We start from the raw sequence: 16,703 nt of genomic DNA on the forward strand, positions 1-16,703 counted from the left end.
ACCGTCAAAATGAAGTCACGCGCAGAACGTTCGATTCGAACAGTAGTCCTCACCGGTTCGGCCGCGGCAGTCTGTATCGCCGTGCCGGCCGCGCACGCGCAGTCGTCGGTCACGATCTACGGGATCATGGACGCCGGCATCGAGTTCGCCAATCACGCGGCGCCGGAAGGCGGCAATTCCGTCAAGCTCAAGTCGGGCAACAAGAACACGTCGCGCTGGGGCTTGCGCGGCGTCGAGGATCTCGGCGGCGGGCTGAAGGCGGTGTTCCGGCTGGAAAGCGGGATCGACCTCGCAAACGGCGCGTCCGACGACGGCCCCGACTCGATCTTCGCGCGCCGCGCGACGGTCGGCCTGAAAAGCAAATGGGGCGAACTGACGCTCGGCCGCAACTTCACCGTCACGTACGACTACATGATGCCGTTCGACCCGATGGGTTATTCGCAGAACTACTCGTGGGCCTCGTCGTCGATGGCGACCGGCGGTCGCAAGGACGGCATGTTCACGCGCTCGTCGAATGCGGTGCGCTACGACGGTGAATTCAGCGGCTTCAAGTTCGGCGCGTTGTACGGCTTCGGCAACGTGCCGGGCAGCATGAAGACCAGCTCGAAATACGACTTCGCGGCCGGCTACGAAACAGGCCCGTTCGCCGCGGTGGTCGCGTTCGACCGGCAGAACGGCGCGGCCGACAGCGTCACGCCGGCCGATGCGGTCAACTATATCCAGGGGATTCATGCCGGCCTGAGCTACGACTTCGGCAACCTGAAGACGATGGCCGGCTATCGCAACTACAAGCGCACGTATCGCACGAGCGCCGCGAACCAGTTGAGCGACATGTACTGGGTCGGCGGCTCGTATCAGTTCACGCCGACGTTCTCGCTGATCGGCGCCGTGTATCACCAGAACATCAAGGGCGGCACCGATGCCGATCCGACGCTCGTGTCGATGCGCGCGCAATACGCGCTGTCGAAGCGCACGGTGCTGTACGCAGCCGGTGCGTTTGCGATCGGGCAGCATGGGCAGAAGGTCGGTGTATCGCGCGATGTCAACGGGTACGGCACCACGCAGGTCGGAGTGACGGCCGGGATTCAGCAGCGGTTCTGAGGCTGATACGGCGGGTGGCGGCGCGCGCGTTGCGCCGCCCGTTCGCTCGCGACGGGCCACCGTACGCTTGGCTGTTGCACGAAGCGTGCTCGCCGGACCCATCGGTATCGTGAAGAGATCACGTGCGTACGCGGTGCCCGCCGTGCGTTCGGCCACGCGGTGCACCGCCGCTTCTTCATCTGCCCTCGCCCATCGTGAACACCGATCGCACGAGGCTGCTCGTATCGCCCCAATGCACGCCGACGTCCGCCAGCGGCACCGCCCGCGTCTCGATTGTCAGGCCAGCTGGCCCGGCCGCGTCGAACACGCCGCGCACCGACGCCAGCAGGCGCGGCAGCGACACACTGCCGAGGCCGCTACCCATCAGCTCGATCGCGGTCGCGCGCAGCACCGCGCCCGGCAACAGCACATCCGCGCCGCCGATCGAGCCGATCTGCACGAAGCGCAGCCGGCGGCCTTCGGGCGTTGCCTTCGCCGCAGCAACCAGCAGCGTCTGCGCGCTGGCACCCCACAAATAGTCGAGCACAACGTCGACGCCTGCGCGGAAGTGTGGCTCGAGCGCACGCGCCAAATGCGCGTCGTCCTGCTGCAGCGACACGACGGCATCCGCGCCCGCGTTCAGCAATGCCTGCAACGCGGCCGCGTTGCGGCCAGTCGCGATCACCTTCGCGGCGCCGAGATGCTTCGCGATCCGCACCGCCAGCCGCCCCGACGTACCCGTCGCGCCGTTGACGAGCACCGTCTCGCCCGCGACGAGCCGGGCGCGCTCGGTCAGCGCGGCCCACGACGACATCCCGGGAATCGCGATCGCCGCGGCCGTGAAGTCGTCGAGCGCGTCGGGCAACGGCACGCACCGCGCATCGGGCACGATCGTGCGCTCGGCCATCGCGCCGAACGGTGCGGGCGCGCCGAAGAAATAGACGCGCTGACCGTCGTCGAGGCGGCCCACGCCGTCGACGCCGACTACGAACGGATAACGCCCGTCCGACGAGTAATGCGTGCCGGACGCCCGCCCCTGCGCGATCCGGCTCAGCGCGGACGCCGTCACGTCGATCAGGCGATGGCCCGGCATCGCGCGCGGTGCTTCGAAATCCATATGGACGGGACGCTCGCCGGCGCCCGTTACGACTGCTGCTTTCATGGTGACTCCTTGAATCGGGATACTCGATCGACAGTTCCGGCGCGTGTCAATGCGCTTCGAGCCACGCGCGCAGCGCGGGATCGCGTACGTCCAGCACGTCGAACAGGCCAAGTGCGCGCAACGCGGGCAACGCGTCGATCGTGTCGGCTTCCGCGCGCGCCCGGTCGGCAGGCGCGGCGTTCGGGTCGGTCAGCACTCGCGCGTTGACCAGGAACGCGCCGACGGTGCCCTTGCGGATCGTCGTTCCGTCGGCCTCGATCCGGTCGGCATGGTCGGGAAGCATCTGTTCGGCTCGCATCGTGTCGTACTCCGGTTGTCATCGATGGATGCAGTGTAGGCGTGCGAATTCGGCCGATCTCCGGTATAACGGCCATTCGATACCGCTATCCGGCCATGTCCGATCCCCTCCTGCCCGCCCGATTCGTCACGTCCGACGACGGTCCGTTCGTCGTCGCGGCTGTCCTGTCGCAACGCGATCCTCGCGTGACGCCACCCCACTCGCACGCGCGCGGCCAGCTCGTCGGCGCGCTGAGCGGGCTGCTGACGATCGGTCTCGACGATCAGGACTGGGTCGTGCCGGCGATCCATGCAATCTGGATTCCGCCGCATTGCCGGCATTCGCTGCGCTCGTTCGGACCGATTTCCGGCTGGTCGGCGTTCGTTGCCGAAGCACGCTGCGCGGCGCTGCCGGATACGCCGCGCGCGATCCGCACGACGCCGCTGCTGCGCGAGGCCGTGCAGCGGGCGGCGAGTTGGGAGGGTTCGGCGCTGGATGCCGCTCGGACGCGGATCGCCGACGTGATCCTCGATGAAATCGCGTCATCGGAAATCGAGGCGCTGGGGCTGGTGCGGCCGCAAGATCCGCGGCTGATGAAGATCACCGATGCGCTTGCCGCCGATCTAGCGGACAACCGGCGGCTGGAGGAATGGGCCGAATGGGCCGGCATCAGCGCGAGGACGATGAGCCGCCGCTTCGTCGCGGAGACAGGGCTGACGTTCGCGCAGTGGCGTCAGCAGGCCAGGCTGCTGCGGGCGCTGGAGCGCATTGCCGACGGCGTGCCGGTGACGACGATCGCGCTCGATCTCGGGTACGACAACGTGAGCGCGTTCATCGACATGTTCCGGCGCGCGTTGGGGACGACGCCGGGGAGGTATATGGAAACAGGGCGCCGTGGAGAGGAATGAGCGTGGCGACCTGCAGATGCGAATCCGCCGTGCGGAAGGCTCGCGCCCGGTAGACGGAACACGCCAGCCTCTGCCATCGGGTCAATACGTCCCGTCGCCCTTCTTCACGGCCGCTTCCCCCTCCCCCTTGAACAGCGCAGCCAACCGCTCCGCGCCCCTTGCCAGCAGTGTCGTATCCACCCCGACCGCGACGAACAACGCCCCCGCCTCCAGATAGCGCCGCGCAGCCGCCTCATCGGCGCTCAAAATCCCCGGCGCCTTGCCGGCCGCCTTGATCGTCCGGATCGCGCCGTCAATTGCCGCCTGCACATCCGGATGCCCCGGATTGCCGAGATGCCCGAGATCAGCAGCGAGATCCGCCGGCCCGATGAACACGCCGTCCACACCTTCGACCCGCGCAATCGCATCGATCGCGTCGAGTCCCGCCCGCGTCTCGACCTGCACGAGCACGGCCATCTCGTCGTTCGCGCGATGCAGGTAGTCACCGACGCGATTCCACCGCGACGCACGCGCCAGCGCGCTGCCGACACCTCGAATGCCATGCGGCGGATAACGCGTCGCCGCCACCGCCGCGCGCGCCTCGTCGGCGCTCTGCACCATCGGCACCAGCAACGTCTGCGCGCCGAGGTCGAGCACCTGCTTGACGATCACCGGATCGTTCCACGGCACGCGCACGACCGGATGCGATGGATACGGCGCGATCGCCTGAAGTTGCGCGAGAATCGTCGGCACCGTGTTCGGCGCATGCTCGCCGTCGATCAGCAGCCAGTCGAAACCGGCGCCCGCAACCACCTCGGCGCTGTACGGATTCGCGAGCCCGAGCCACAGCCCGATCTGCGCGTCGCCACACGCGAGCGCGGCCTTGAATACATTCGAAGGAATCTGCATCGCTCGCTCACCTCATTCGAAGTAGCACTGGATCGTCCCGAGCGGGCCGTAGTCGACGCTGAACGTGTCGCCCGGCCGCGCCGCGCACGGCCGCGTGAACGAACCGCCGAGCACGATCTGCCCAGGCTCCAGCGCGACATCGAAGCGCGCCAGCCGGTTCGCGAGCCACGCAACGCCGTTCGCCGGATGGTTCAGCACACCAGCCGCAACGCCCGTTTCCTCGACCACGCCATTACGCGACATGATCGCCGCGACCCAGCGCAGGTCGACGTCCTGCGGTTTCACCGGCCGCCCGCCGATCACGACGCCCGCGTTCGCCGCGTTGTCGGCGATCGTGTCGAACACCTTGCGCGGCCGCTTCGTGTCGGGGTCGATCGACTGGCTGCGCGCGTCGATGATCTCGAGCGCCGGCACCACGTAGTCGACTGCGTCGTACACGTCGAAGATCGTGCAGTCCGGGCCGGTGAGCCGCTTGCCGAGCACGAACGCGAGCTCGACCTCGACGCGCGGCACGATGAAGCGGCCGGTGGGAATCGTGCCGCCGTCGGCGAAGAACATGTCGTCGAGCAGCGCGCCGTAGTCCGGCTCGTCGATCTGCGACGTGTTCTGCATCGCCTTCGACGTCAAGCCGATCTTATGGCCCTTCAGCGTGCGGCCTTCCGCGAGCTTGAGGGCGACCCACGTGCGCTGGATCGCGTACGCGTCGTCGATCGTGATGTCGGGATGGTCGAGCGAGATCTGGCGGATCTGCTTGCGCTCGCGCTCGGCGTCGTGCAGACGCTGCGCGAGCTGGTCGATGATGGCGGGTTCGAGCATGGTCGGATCGGGAATGGGGTTCAGCCGGCCCGCTTGTAGCGGGCATGGATGTTGTTGTGCTTGTACGAGCCGCTTTCGCTGAACTCGGTCAGTTCCATCGACAGCGCCAGATAGCGATTTGCGTACAACTCCGCGAAATGCGCGTTGATCGCGTCGAACAGGGCGTCGCACGCGGCCTTTTTCTGCTCGTCGGTACGGCCCGAGCCGATCTTGAGCGTCACGTGGACGAACGCATCGTCCTCCGTGCCGTCGGCCACGCAATAGTCCTGCAGCTCGATCGCGCGCGAGCGGATGCCGCCCGTCGGGAACACGCCGCCCTGCGCGATCAGCGTGGCGTTGATCGTGCGCAGCAGCGCGGGAATGCGCGCGTCGTCGCGGATGTTCGCGGTGTATTCGACGACGATATGGGGCATGGCGGGTCTCCTGTCGAAGGCGTGGCGCAGCGCTCAGGCGAGCGGAAAGATCGCATTGATCTGCCCGGTGCCCGAACTCGCGAAATAGTCGGTGACGATCTCGACGGGCTTGTCGTAGCGATCCCAGCCGAGCAAGCCGAGCAGCATCGCGGTGTCGTGCATCCCGCCTTCGCCGTGGCAATTCGTGTTGTACTCGGGCAGCATCGCGCAGAAGGTCTTGAAGTCCCCCTGCTTCCACAGCTCGACCACGCGCAGGTCGACCTGCCGGAAGAATTCGCGGCTGATCTCGTGGATCGATTCCTCGGGACTGCCGTTGTCGTTGAATCGGTGCGACAGCGACCCGCTCGCGAGGAACGCGACGTTCGAGTCGCTCTTCTCGATCGCTTCGAGCAGCGCCTCGCCGAAGCGGCGGCTTTCGTCGAGCTGATGCCACATGCACCAGCCGGCGATCGACACGACCTTGAAGTGCTGGTCGGCGTTCATGTAGCGCATCGGCACCAGCGTGCCGTATTCGAGTTCGAGGCTGTCGATCTCGTGCGCGCGGGTCGCGATCCCGCGCTCGGTGGCCGTCTCGGCGATCAGCCGGCCGAGCGCCGGGTTGCCCGGATAGGCGTACTGCATGTCGCGGATGAAATGCGGCAGCTCGTTGCTCGTGTACGTGCCCGAGAACTGCGCATTGCAGTTCACGTGATAGCCGGCGTTGACGAGCCAGTGCACGTCCGACACGACGATCGTGTCGACGCCGAGCGCGCGGCAGCGCTCGCCGATCAGTTGATGGCCGCGGATCGCCGCTTCGCGGCAGCCGTGATGCCTGCCGGGCAGTTCCGACAGGTACATCGACGGCACGTGCGTGATTTTCGCGGCGAGGGACAGTTTGCCCATCGTTCAAGTCTCCGTATGGTTCTTTCGTGCTGCCGTCGCCCGTTACACGCCCCAGCGCGGAATGTGGTGCGAACCCATCGAGATGCACACGTTCTTGATTTCCGCGAACACCTCGAAGCTGTATTCGCCGCCCTCGCGCCCGGTGCCCGACTCCTTCACGCCGCCGAACGGCTGGCGCAGATCCCGCACGTTCTGGCTGTTCACGAACACCATCCCGGCCTCGATGCCGCGTGCGAGGCGATGCACCTTGCCGACATCCTGCGTCCAGATGTACGAGGCAAGCCCGTACGACGTATCGTTCGCGAGCCGCAGCCCTTCTTCCTCGTCCTCGAACGGGATCAGGCACGCGACCGGCCCGAAGATCTCTTCCTGCGCGACACGCATCCGGTTGTCGACGTCGGCCAGCACGGTCGGCCGCACGAAGTTGCCGTTGCGCAGATGGTCGGGCAGGCCCGCCGGCTTGTCCGCGCCGCCCGCGACCACGCGCGCGCCTTCCTGCTCGCCGATGCGGATATAGCCCGTCACCTTCTCCCAGTGCTGGCGCGTGATCATCGCGCCGAGATTCGTGGCGGGATCGGACGGATCGCCGACCACCAGGTTGTTCGCGCGGCGCGCGAATTCCTGCACGAAGCGGTCGTAGATCGTGCGCTGCACGAAAATCCGCGAGCCGGCCGTGCAGCGTTCGCCGTTGATCGAGAAGATCGTGAACAGCGACGCGTCGAGCGCGCGATCGAAATCGGCGTCGTCGAAGATCAGCACCGGCGACTTGCCGCCGAGCTCCATCGAATACTTCTTGAGACCGGCACGCTCCATGATCCGCTTGCCGGTCACCGTGCCGCCGGTAAACGACACCGCACGCACGTCCGGATGGCGCACGAGTGCATCGCCGGCCGTCGCGCCATAACCCTGCACGACGTTGAGCACGCCGGGCGGAATGCCGGCTTCGAGCGCGAGGCGGCCGAGCTGGTCGGCCGTCAGCGGCGACAGTTCCGACATCTTCAGCACGGCCGTGTTGCCGAGCGCGAGACACGGCGCCGTCTTCCACGTCGCGGTCATGAACGGCACGTTCCACGGCGACACCAGCGCACACACGCCGACCGGCTGGTACAGCGTGTAGTTCAGCATCTGGTCGTCGACCGGATAAGTGCGGCCGTTCATCTGCACGCACACTTCCGCGAAGAAGTTGAAGTTCTCGGACGCGCGCGGAATCAGCTGCTTGCTCGTCTGCGCGATCGGCAGGCCGGTGTCCTGCGTCTCCAGCGCCGCGAGCATCGGCACGTTCTTCTCGATCAGCTCGCCGAGCTTGCGCATCAGCTTCGCGCGCTCCTTGGCGGGCATGTTCGCCCATTTCGGGAACGCTTCCTTCGCGGCGCGCACAGCCGCATCGACTTCGGCCTCGCCGCCCGACGCGACGTCGGTGATGACCTCGCCCGTCGCGGGATTCAGCGTCGTGAACGTCTCGCGGCTCTCGACTTCGCGGCCGTCGATCCAGTGCTTGATGGTCATGCTCTCTCCTTGGGCGACGGGCTCAGCCGGCGCGATAGTAGTCTGCTTCGCCGACGATCGTGTTCACGAGCCGGCCAATCCCTTCGATCTCGGTCACGACCTCGTCGCCCGGTTTCGTGTCCGCCAGCCCCTCGGGTGTGCCGGTCAGGATCAGGTCGCCCGGCGAGAGCGTCATGAAGCCGCTGATGTGCTCGATCAGCGCGGGCACGTCGAAAATCATGTCGCGCGTGCTGCCGCGTTGGGTCTCCTGGCCGTTCACCGTCGTGCGCAGCGTCAGGTCGCCCGCATCGCCGATCTCGTCGCGGCTGACGAACCACGGGCCGAGCGGCGTGCAGGTGTCGCGGTTCTTCACGCGCAGGTTCGGGCGGTAGTAGTTCTCGAGATAGTCGCGGATCGCGTAGTCGTTCGCGACCGTATAGCCGGCCACGTAGTCGAGCGCCTGCGCGCGGCTCACGTTGCGCGCGGGCCGGCCGATCACGACGGCCAGTTCGCACTCGTAATGCATGTGGGCGGCATCCGCCGGGCGCACGGTGCGCGACCGGTGGCCGATGAACGTGTTCGGCCCCTTCAGGAAGATCAGCGGCTCGCTCGGCGCCTTGAACGCGAGTTCCTTCGCGTGGTCGGCGTAGTTGAGGCCGAGCGCGAACGTCGTGCGCGGTGCGACGGGCGGCAGCCATTCGACCGCCTCTTCCGCGACGACGCGCCCCGTATCGAGGCGGATCGCACCGTCGCCGGCCGGTTCGGCCGCATGCAGTGCGCCGTTGTAGATCACGCGCGCCGTCTTCATCGTGCTTCCTCCGCGATCAGCGTGTGCCGCAACGTGCCGATGCCGGCGGCCGAAATCTCGATCGTGCTGCCCGCGCGGGCGCGCGGTGCGCCGCCGGCAACGCCGAGCAGCAGGACATCGCCCGCGTCGAAGGACATGAACGCCGTCACGTCGGCGATCAGCTCACGCACGGGCCGAATCAGCGTGGCCGTCGAGGCAGACACGGCCACCTCGCCATCGATCCGCACGGTCAGGCCGATCGCGTCGACCTCGCCCAGCGCAGACGCCGGCACGATGGCCGGGCCCAGCGGGCAGAAACCGTCGCGGCACTTGAAGCGCACGGCCGGACGGTAGTAATCCGGGTGCGGCACCGACACATCGCTTGCGAGCGTGAAGCCGTGCACATAGTCGAGCGCGCGTTCGGCCGGCACGCGCGTCGCGCGGCGAGCAAACACGACGGCCACCGACGCACCGATCTCCAGCGCGTCGACGCCGGCCGGCACGACGACGGCCGCGCCGTCGCTCGCATGCGTGTTGGCGGGCTTGATGTACAGGATCGGCGCCTGCGGCGGGCGGCCGTAAGGCGGTGCGTTAACGGCATCGCCGAGCGCGTCGAGCGCCGCGCGCTCGTTGAGCAGCGCACCGTAGACCGTACCGATGGCGACCGGCAACGGCGGCGCCGCGGCGGTCGTGCAAGACAGCTCCATGCGTCATTCCCCTGCCGCGCGTCGCGGCGCATCGTCAATAGTTAATATCTTAAGTAAACAATCGAACGCTGGCAACCTCGATTACCCTGATACGCGAAATTCACTACCCGCGGCTGTTAAGATTGATGCGTCCCCGTCCTCCGCTCTCCCCGATGAACCGTACGCTCGACCACCGCAACCTGGCCATGCTGCTGCTCGAGGCCCGCGAAACGCTGATGGGTCTGTTTCGCCCCATTCTCAAGGAATTCGCGCTGACCGAACAGCAATGGCGGATCATCCGCGTGCTCGACGGCGAACCGGCGCAGGCGCTCGAAGCGGGACAGATCGCGCGGCGCTGCTGCATCCTGAGCCCGAGCCTGACCGGCGTGCTGGAACGGATGGAGCGCGACGGCCTGATCACGCGCACGCGCGCGCAGGAAGATCAGCGCCGGCTGCTGGTCAGCCTGACACCGCAAAGCAGGAAACTGGTCACGGAAATCGGTCCGCGGATCGACGAGCAGTACCGGCAGCTCGAATCGCGGTTCGGCCAGGACGGCCTCGAAGACATCTACCGCGCGCTCGACCGGCTCATCGAGCTCGGCGGCAACACGTGAAAACGGCGCCCGTTTCCGCCAACCGCGGGAACGGGCGCCGGTGCGGCGCGGGCGATCAGTGCACCGTGCCGCGGATCAGCTCGGTCACGGCCACGCCGCGCGACGTGCGCATGCATTCCTCGACGTAGTCGATGAACGGCAGCGGCTCGAAATCGATTTCGTCGCGCACGCGGCGGTTGTCGAACACGCGATCGACCGTCGCGAATTCCCCGCAGCGCTGCAGTGCCCGGCCGATCACCCGTTCGAGTGCCGGATCGGTCCGCCCCAGCACATCGCGCACCACGAGCGGCAACTCGGCCGGCGCACACGCCGCGTAGCGCGGCGCGCCCGTCATCCCCGCCGCCTCGTCCATCGCACGCACGATCTGCGCGACCTGCGGCGCCTCGTCGCCGGCCGACACGTGATACAGGTCGTGCGCGAGCGTCGGCTTGACGGCCAGCAGCATCGTCGCACGCGCCACGTCGTCCACCGACACGATGTCGATGCGGGTCATCGGCCGCGCGGTGAAGCGGCGCGCGGCATGCGCGAGCCGGAACATCCAGAACGAATTCGGCGCGGGCCGCGTGCCGAGCACCGTGTGGCCGACCACATGCGACGGCCGCACCACGACGAGCGGCAGCCCGAGCGCCCGCAGCCGCTGCTCGGTCTCGGCCTTCGCATGCAGGTAGTCCGCCGCGAGCACCGCGCCCGGCAGGCCTTCTGCGTCGCGCGCGCCGTCGTTCGCCGCAGCGGCCGCGGCTTCTTCCTGCACGATGCCGCCGCGGCCCGCATGCGCATAGGCCGTGCCGACGTACACGAAGCGCTGCAGGCGCGGCGCCCGGGCGAAGCGCTCGGCGAAGCGCACCGCATCGGCGATGTCGGCGCGCAGGTGCGCGCCGTCGGCCGGCGACGCATGGCCTGCGCAATGAATCACGTGCGTCGCGGCGGCGAGGCGCGGCGCGTCGGCGCCCTGCCACACGTCGCCGAGCGCACCGACGATCACGTTCGCATCGGTCAGGCGCGACGCCCAGTACGGCGCCAGCCCCGCGCGCAGCGCCGCTTCGCGCAGCCGCGCGACGGCGTGGCCGCGATCCTGCGCCCGCACGACGCAGACGATGCGCTCGAGCAGCCCCGCATTGACGAGCGCCGTCAGCACGGTACTGCCGATGAAGCCGGTTGCGCCGGTCAGCACCAGCCGCCCGACGTTCGCCGCCGCGACCGGTGCGCTGGCCGGCGACACGAGGCTCGTCCGCCAGTTGAGCGACAACGCGGTTTTCCAGATCAGCACGATATTCTCCTTCGAAGAGTCGGCCGGGCGGCGCGACGCCCGCGGTTGCGGGCTGCGCACGGCTCACCGGCCGGGCCGGGGCCTGACGCGCGCCCCGGCCGTCCCGATCGGGCGTGCGGCCCGCGATCGCGTCGATCGCGTCTCTGGCACGAGGCGGCGGCAGCCGCCGAGGACGGGCGTCCGCGGCACTGGATCGGGAAGATTCCAGTGTGGGGCCCGACCGCAGGCAAGTCTGTCCCGAAAGTTTCGTGAAAGTGTGCCGATTTGTATGGGATTGTCGGAGTGTGTCGTACCGGGCGCGCCGTCAACCTGCCCCAACATCCGACCGGCCCGCGTTTCGACGGTGCGGTGCCGCCCCGGTCGGCCCGGTTTCCCCGGCGGGTCCTGCGCGACAGATCGACGCGCCTCGCGGCCCTGTCATCCCATGTCTCGATGATCGGCCGCCCCCCATCGGCACCGCGATCGCCGGTACGCATGTGTTTGCGCGTGCCCGGCCGGAATAACCATGAATCGTCAGACGTCGTTCCATCTGAAATCGCAATGGACTCGCTATGAATTTATTGCGGATTATCACTTGCGTTTCACACCAGTCTATCTAGACTGATCAAGTCAAAACGGTCGAATGTGTCATTTTTTTAGGAGACGATCACAATGCGCCTCACCATTCGGATTAATGGCAGCGAATCGGCAACCCGGCATGCCTTCGCGGTACTGTGGGTCGATACCGACGAGGGCCTGTGGTCGCGCGAGGCACATCAGGGCATGGATCTTCCGACCTGGGGCAAGGTCCGCGACGTCGAGGGCGCAATGGCGCTCTGCGCGGCCGACAGCGGGAATGCCGTGTGCCAGTTGAAGGGACTGTCGTTCGATGCGACCCAGCGCGAACAGGGCCCCGCGGTGCTCGCCGGCAATCACCCCGGCGCGTGGCGACTGCAGGCTGTCGATCGTTGCACGAGCGAGCCGGAATACCGGGAATTCATTTCCGTCGCCCGATAGAAATTATCGATGTAATTCGTCTGCGGTTTTCGGGTTTATTCCGGTTTCAGCGATATTCATTTCGATATTCAGCATTAACGGCGCCCCACTTCGGGGCGTTTTTCATTTTCCGGTTTAAAGAAATAACCGCGGGCCGGTCAATTGATCGCACACCGGGGGACCGGCCTCGATCCATACCTGAAATCCCCGGCCGCCCCCCGTTCTGCACGTCGCAAGTCACCCGAGTTTCATCGTCACCTGCTTCGGGAAAATGTCGCTCACTCCCCCTTTTTCACCCGGTGTCAGCGCGCCGATACCCGCGTTTTCTCGGGGCCGGAACATACTTTCCCCACACGGCGATTACTCATTTATTACAATCGCATTATTCAGACTGACTCGCCGCCCCCGGGCGGCCCGACCCGGCCATTGCATGAGCGTGAAAAAGAAGACCCACCCCGCCGATCCGTACGCGGCCGCGACCAAGCATCCGATGCTTGCGTCACGCCTGCCGATGTGGCGCTCGAAGCTGATCGTGATCATCGTGTTCCTCGCGTTCGCCGCGCTGATCGGCCGCGCCTTCTGGGTGCAGGTCGCGAACAAGGAGTTCTACGTCGGCCAGGGTCAGAAACGCTACCAGCGCACGATCGAGCTCGATGCGACGCGCGGGCGCATCGTCGACCGCAACGGCGCGATGCTTGCCGTCAGCCTGTCGACCTATGAAATCTGGGCGAACCCGAAGCAGGTCGCCGACACCGATTACCCGCAGATCTCGAAGCTGCTCGACATGCCGCTCGTCGAGGTCAAGCGGCGCCTCGGCAACGACAAGACGTTCGTGCTGCTCAAGCGGCAGGTCGACGCGGAAACAGCGGGCAAGCTCGACAAGCTCGCGATCGACGGCATCACGCAGATCGCCGATTCGAAGCGTTTCTACCCGGAAGGCGAATCGGCCGCGCACGTGGTCGGCTTCACGAACGTCGAGGACAAGGGGCAGGAAGGCGTCGAGCTCGCGGCGAATGCGCGCCTGGTGGGCACGTCCGGGCAGCGCGAGGTGATCCGCGACCGGCTCGGCCGTATCGTGTCGGACACGCGCCCGCTCGTCCCGGCGCAGCACGGCGCAACGATCGAACTGACGATCGACCGCCGCATCCAGCAGCTCGCGTTCAGCCAGCTCAAGGCGGCCGTGGTCGAGAACAACGCGGTGGCCGGCAGCGTCGTGGTGCTCGACGCGCAGAACGGCGAAATCCTCGCGCTCGCGAACTATCCGACCTTCGACCCGAACGACCGCGCGCGCCTCACCGGCCAGCAGTTGCGCAACCGCGCGGTGATCGACACGTTCGAGCCGGGCTCGACGATCAAGCCGCTCGTCGTCGCGCTGTCGATCGACGAGCGCAAGGTCACGCCGAACACGATCATCAACACGTCGCCGGGCACCTACAAGATCGGCCCGGCCGTGATCCACGACACGTCGAATCACGGGTCGCTGACGGTGTCGCAGGCGCTGCAGAAGTCGAGCAACGTCGCGCTCGCGAAGCTCGCGCTGAACCTGCCTGCCGAAACGATCTGGAACAAATACCAGGAATACGGAATCGGCCGCGCGCCGGAACTCACGTTCCCGGGCGTCGCGTCGGGCCGGCTGCGCGGCTACAAGCGCTGGCGGCCGATCGAGCAGGCGACGATGGCGTACGGCTACGGCCTGTCGATGTCGCTGCTGCAGATCGCGCAAACCTACACGGCCTATGCCGGCGACGGCACGCTGCACCCGGTGTCGCTGCTGAAGAACGGTACCGACCAGCAGACGATCGACGCGCATCGCGGCCACCGCGTGACGTCGCCGCAAACAGCCGCGGCGATCCGCTCGATGCTCGAGATGGCGGTCGGCGAAGGCGGCACGGGGCGCCGCGCGCGCGTCGACGGCTACCGGATCGGCGGCAAGACGGGTACCGCGCGCAAGCAGGTCGGCGCGACCTATGCGAAGGGCAAGTACCGCGCGCTGTTCGCCGGGATGGCGCCGATGAGCAACCCGCGCCTGATCGTCGCGGTGATGATCGACGAGCCGCGCGGCAAGGGCTACTACGGCGGCACGGTGGCCGGCCCGGTGTTCGCGTCGGTCACGAGCGGCTCGCTGCAACTGCTCGGCGTGCCGCCCGACGCGCCGGTCGAGCCCGAGAAGACGCCGCCGGCGAAGGCCGTTGCGCCGCAAAAGACGGTGGCTGCACCGAAAGCGGCGGCGACGCAGGCCAAGACAGCCGCAGCGCCGAAAACCGCCGCATCCCTGAAGACTGCCTCGCCATCGAGCGCGCCGGCGCAGGCAAACCCGGCGGCGGGTTGATCGGCGCAGCCCGCGCGACGTGCCGCCGTCCCGGCGCGCGCGTCACGCTCCGACGGCCTCGTCGCCGCCTCGGACTTCCCCGTCATCGGGCACCGTCATTCGATCCAGGAACGCAGCGCATCATTTGAGCGTTCCCGCCGTCGCCTCCTGCCATTTTTACGCGCCTCGGCCCACCCGGGCCGCCGCGCCCTGCCCACGATGCCGCGCGCCGTCAATGCGAAGCTGCGACCGCCGGCTTCGTCATCCTGCCGAGCACATGCTCGGTCATCCCGCGCGCGAGTTCGGTCTCGCCCATGAACACGGTGCCGATCCCCTCGTTCGACAGCAGCGACGCCTCGTCGCCGCTGTTCGTGCACAGCACGACCTCGAGCGCCGGATTCAAGGTGCGCGAGATCTCGACGATCTGCCGCACGTCGAACACGTCGGGCAGCGTGACGACCAGCATCCCGGCGCGCGCGATATGCGCCTGCACGAGCACGATCGGCTCGATCGCGTCGCCCGACACGGCCGCGACACCGTCCTCACGCAGTTTCTCGACGAGCTCGCGATTCTGCTCGACGACGACATACGCGATGCCGCGCTCGTCCAGCGCGTGCGCGATTCGGGTACCGACCTTGCCGTAGCCGACGATCACGACCTGCCCGGTCAGGTGCGTCTGCGGCGTCGACATCGGCAGCGCGGCGAGCGGATCGTCGCGGGCCTCGAGCTTGCGCGCGAACGCCGAATGCTTGCGGATCCACGCGAGCGCCGGATCGATCATCGCGAACAGCAGCGTGTTCATCGCGATCGAGATCAGCGCGACGGCCAGAATCAGGCTCTGCCCCTCGGCCGACAGCAGCCCGAGCGCGCGGCCGAGCCCGGCGAGGATGAACGAGAACTCGCCGATCTGCGCGAGCCCCGCGCCGACCGTCAGCGCGGTATTCAGCGGATAGCGGAACGCGATCACGAGCGCGACCGCCGCGAGCGTCTTGCCGATCACCACGATCGCCGCGACCTCGATCACGTGCAGCGGCTCCGCGAGCAGGATCTTCGGGTCGAACAGCATCCCGACCGAGATGAAGAACAGCACCGAGAACGCATCGCGCAGCGGCAGCGTCTCGTCGGCCGCGCGCCGGCTGAATTCCGACTCGCGCATCATCATCCCGGCGAAGAACGCGCCGAGCGCGAACGACACGTCGAACAGCTTCGCCGCGCCGAACGCGATGCCGACCGCGGCCGCGATCATGCACAGCGTGAACAGCTCGCGCGAGCCGGTGCGCGCGACGAGCCACAGAATGCGCGGAAACACGCGCTTGCCGACCACCAGCATCAATGCGATGAACGCCGCGACCTTCAGCATCGTGACGCCGAGCGTGCCCCACACGCTGCCGCCGGCCGCCTGCGCGTCGCCGGGCGGCGTGCCGCCGAGCAGCCCCGCGACGGGCGGCAGCAGCACCAGCACGAGCACCATCACGAGATCCTCGACGACGAGCCAGCCGACCGCGATGCGCCCGTTGACCGTCTCGACCAGCCCGCGCCCTTCGAGCGCACGCAGCAGCACCACCGTGCTCGCGACCGACAGCGCGAGCCCGAACACGAGCGCCGCGCCGATGCTCCAGCCCCACGTGAGCGCGAGCCCGCCGCCGAGCAGCGTGGCCACCGTAATCTGGACGATCGCGCCCGGCAGCGCGATCTTGCGCACCGCGAGCAGATCGCCGAGCGAGAAATGCAGGCCGACGCCGAACATCAGCAGCATCACGCCGACTTCGGCGAGCTGCTGCGCGAGCGACAGGTCGCCGACGAAGCCGGGCGTGCCGGGGCCGATCACGATCCCGGCGAGCAGATAGCCGACGAGCGGCGGCATTTTCAACAGCGACGCGAAATAACCGAAGACCATCGCGAGACCGAAACCGGCCGCGAGCAACGCAATCAGGCTGACGTCATGAGGCATCCCCCCTCCCGAAGTTCTTGTAACTATTTAGTAAGGTTCAAGAACGAAAGGATAAGGGATGAGGCGGAAAAATGGCGCGCCGCCGCGAAAAATTCACGCATTGGCGCGCCTTTGCGGGGTGCAACCCCCGGCGAAACAAAAGGCGCCGCGCGGATACGGCGGCGCCTTGAAGCACATCGGACAGGCGGGGCTGGCGCCCCGCCG

Annotated in this window: 16 protein-coding genes; 5 read left to right on the forward strand and 11 right to left on the reverse strand. The window is 67.4% G+C overall.

Annotation, left to right across the window (positions count from 1 at the left end; translation table 11 throughout):
- Positions 1-9 precede the first annotated feature (9 nt).
- Positions 10-1,101 carry a porin gene (locus tag LGM56_RS06205; protein ID WP_226203565.1) on the forward strand — a complete coding sequence of 364 codons (1,092 nt, stop codon included), beginning with the start codon at positions 10-12 and terminating at the stop codon, positions 1,099-1,101.
- Between the two features lie 175 nt (positions 1,102-1,276).
- On the opposite strand, the gene LGM56_RS06210 is transcribed toward LGM56_RS06205, so the two are convergent.
- Together LGM56_RS06210 and LGM56_RS06215 are read right to left on the reverse strand one after the other, a co-directional pair.
- Positions 1,277-2,242, reverse strand: a complete 966-nt coding sequence (locus tag LGM56_RS06210) for a quinone oxidoreductase family protein (protein ID WP_226203567.1) — start codon at positions 2,240-2,242, stop codon at positions 1,277-1,279.
- 46 nt (positions 2,243-2,288) lie between these two features.
- Positions 2,289-2,540 (reverse strand): hypothetical protein, encoded by a 252-nt coding sequence (locus LGM56_RS06215; RefSeq protein ID WP_089497096.1) that lies wholly within the window; start codon positions 2,538-2,540, stop codon positions 2,289-2,291.
- 95 nt (positions 2,541-2,635) lie between these two features.
- Here LGM56_RS06215 and LGM56_RS06220 point away from each other — a divergent pair, with 95 nt between their 5' ends.
- Complete coding sequence (locus tag LGM56_RS06220) at positions 2,636-3,427, forward strand: AraC family transcriptional regulator (protein WP_226203569.1); 792 nt, start codon at positions 2,636-2,638, stop codon at positions 3,425-3,427.
- An 81-nt stretch (positions 3,428-3,508) separates the two neighbouring features.
- Here LGM56_RS06220 and hpaI read toward each other — a convergent pair whose 3' ends face one another.
- The 7 genes from hpaI to LGM56_RS06255 are packed head-to-tail and all read right to left on the reverse strand — an operon-like array spanning position 3,509 to position 9,405.
- Positions 3,509-4,315, reverse strand: a complete 807-nt coding sequence (hpaI, locus tag LGM56_RS06225) for a 4-hydroxy-2-oxoheptanedioate aldolase (RefSeq protein ID WP_226203571.1) — start codon at positions 4,313-4,315, stop codon at positions 3,509-3,511.
- Positions 4,316-4,327: 12 nt separating this feature from the next.
- The gene (hpaH, locus tag LGM56_RS06230) at positions 4,328-5,131 is read right to left on the reverse strand and encodes a 2-oxo-hept-4-ene-1,7-dioate hydratase (RefSeq protein WP_089427639.1); all 804 of its coding nucleotides are present in this window, start codon (positions 5,129-5,131) and stop codon (positions 4,328-4,330) included.
- Positions 5,132-5,151: 20 nt separating this feature from the next.
- Positions 5,152-5,544 carry a 5-carboxymethyl-2-hydroxymuconate Delta-isomerase gene (locus tag LGM56_RS06235; RefSeq protein ID WP_226203573.1) on the reverse strand — a complete coding sequence of 131 codons (393 nt, stop codon included), beginning with the start codon at positions 5,542-5,544 and terminating at the stop codon, positions 5,152-5,154.
- 33 nt (positions 5,545-5,577) lie between these two features.
- Entirely contained in the window at positions 5,578-6,426 is an 849-nt protein-coding gene (gene hpaD / locus LGM56_RS06240) for a 3,4-dihydroxyphenylacetate 2,3-dioxygenase (RefSeq protein WP_226203575.1), read from the reverse strand.
- 42 nt (positions 6,427-6,468) lie between these two features.
- Positions 6,469-7,932 carry a 5-carboxymethyl-2-hydroxymuconate semialdehyde dehydrogenase gene (gene hpaE, locus LGM56_RS06245; RefSeq protein WP_226203577.1) on the reverse strand — a complete coding sequence of 488 codons (1,464 nt, stop codon included), beginning with the start codon at positions 7,930-7,932 and terminating at the stop codon, positions 6,469-6,471.
- A 22-nt stretch (positions 7,933-7,954) separates the two neighbouring features.
- A complete protein-coding gene (locus tag LGM56_RS06250; RefSeq protein WP_226203579.1) occupies positions 7,955-8,719 on the reverse strand; it encodes a fumarylacetoacetate hydrolase family protein in 765 nt (254 codons plus the stop codon).
- Entirely contained in the window at positions 8,716-9,405 is a 690-nt protein-coding gene (locus LGM56_RS06255) for a fumarylacetoacetate hydrolase family protein (RefSeq protein WP_226203582.1), read from the reverse strand. The genes LGM56_RS06250 and LGM56_RS06255 overlap by 4 nt, the downstream gene beginning before the upstream one ends.
- A gap of 152 nt (positions 9,406-9,557) precedes the next feature.
- On the opposite strand from LGM56_RS06255, the gene hpaR reads away from it, so the two are divergent.
- A complete protein-coding gene (hpaR, locus tag LGM56_RS06260; RefSeq protein ID WP_039356885.1) occupies positions 9,558-9,998 on the forward strand; it encodes a homoprotocatechuate degradation operon regulator HpaR in 441 nt (146 codons plus the stop codon).
- Positions 9,999-10,053: 55 nt separating this feature from the next.
- On the opposite strand, the gene LGM56_RS06265 is transcribed toward hpaR, so the two are convergent.
- On the reverse strand, positions 10,054-11,265 hold the full coding sequence (locus LGM56_RS06265) for an SDR family oxidoreductase (protein ID WP_226203584.1): 1,212 nt from the start codon (positions 11,263-11,265) through the stop codon (positions 10,054-10,056).
- A 651-nt stretch (positions 11,266-11,916) separates the two neighbouring features.
- Here LGM56_RS06265 and LGM56_RS06270 point away from each other — a divergent pair.
- Both LGM56_RS06270 and LGM56_RS06275 read left to right on the forward strand, forming a co-directional pair.
- Entirely contained in the window at positions 11,917-12,261 is a 345-nt protein-coding gene (locus LGM56_RS06270; protein WP_089474731.1) for a DUF3564 family protein, read from the forward strand.
- Between the two features lie 409 nt (positions 12,262-12,670).
- Positions 12,671-14,569: a peptidoglycan D,D-transpeptidase FtsI family protein gene (locus LGM56_RS06275; RefSeq protein ID WP_226203586.1), complete on the forward strand. Its 1,899-nt coding sequence runs from the start codon at positions 12,671-12,673 to the stop codon at positions 14,567-14,569.
- A gap of 211 nt (positions 14,570-14,780) precedes the next feature.
- On the opposite strand, the gene LGM56_RS06280 is transcribed toward LGM56_RS06275, so the two are convergent.
- Positions 14,781-16,499 (reverse strand): cation:proton antiporter, encoded by a 1,719-nt coding sequence (locus tag LGM56_RS06280; RefSeq protein ID WP_226203588.1) that lies wholly within the window; start codon positions 16,497-16,499, stop codon positions 14,781-14,783.
- Positions 16,500-16,703: the final 204 nt, after the last annotated feature.

Source organism: Burkholderia sp. AU38729 (assembly GCF_020419725.1).
Taxonomy (GTDB): Bacteria; Pseudomonadota; Gammaproteobacteria; order Burkholderiales; family Burkholderiaceae; genus Burkholderia.

Bases quoted from the DNA above. Each gene is read 5' to 3' on its own strand.
- LGM56_RS06280 (WP_226203588.1), bottom strand. From the start codon at position 16,499: ATGCCTCATGACGTCAGCCTGATTGCGTTGCTCGCGGCCGGTTTCGGT.
- LGM56_RS06205 (WP_226203565.1), top strand. From the start codon at position 10: ATGAAGTCACGCGCAGAACGTTCGATTCGAACAGTAGTCCTCACCGGT.
- LGM56_RS06275 (WP_226203586.1), top strand. From the start codon at position 12,671: ATGAGCGTGAAAAAGAAGACCCACCCCGCCGATCCGTACGCGGCCGCG.
- LGM56_RS06215 (WP_089497096.1), bottom strand. From the start codon at position 2,540: ATGCGAGCCGAACAGATGCTTCCCGACCATGCCGACCGGATCGAGGCC.
- hpaR (WP_039356885.1), top strand. From the start codon at position 9,558: ATGAACCGTACGCTCGACCACCGCAACCTGGCCATGCTGCTGCTCGAG.
- LGM56_RS06250 (WP_226203579.1), bottom strand. From the start codon at position 8,719: ATGAAGACGGCGCGCGTGATCTACAACGGCGCACTGCATGCGGCCGAA.
- LGM56_RS06210 (WP_226203567.1), bottom strand. From the start codon at position 2,242: ATGAAAGCAGCAGTCGTAACGGGCGCCGGCGAGCGTCCCGTCCATATG.
- LGM56_RS06255 (WP_226203582.1), bottom strand. From the start codon at position 9,405: ATGGAGCTGTCTTGCACGACCGCCGCGGCGCCGCCGTTGCCGGTCGCC.
- LGM56_RS06220 (WP_226203569.1), top strand. From the start codon at position 2,636: ATGTCCGATCCCCTCCTGCCCGCCCGATTCGTCACGTCCGACGACGGT.
- hpaH (WP_089427639.1), bottom strand. From the start codon at position 5,131: ATGCTCGAACCCGCCATCATCGACCAGCTCGCGCAGCGTCTGCACGAC.
- hpaD (WP_226203575.1), bottom strand. From the start codon at position 6,426: ATGGGCAAACTGTCCCTCGCCGCGAAAATCACGCACGTGCCGTCGATG.
- LGM56_RS06270 (WP_089474731.1), top strand. From the start codon at position 11,917: ATGCGCCTCACCATTCGGATTAATGGCAGCGAATCGGCAACCCGGCAT.
- hpaI (WP_226203571.1), bottom strand. From the start codon at position 4,315: ATGCAGATTCCTTCGAATGTATTCAAGGCCGCGCTCGCGTGTGGCGAC.
- LGM56_RS06235 (WP_226203573.1), bottom strand. From the start codon at position 5,544: ATGCCCCATATCGTCGTCGAATACACCGCGAACATCCGCGACGACGCG.
- hpaE (WP_226203577.1), bottom strand. From the start codon at position 7,932: ATGACCATCAAGCACTGGATCGACGGCCGCGAAGTCGAGAGCCGCGAG.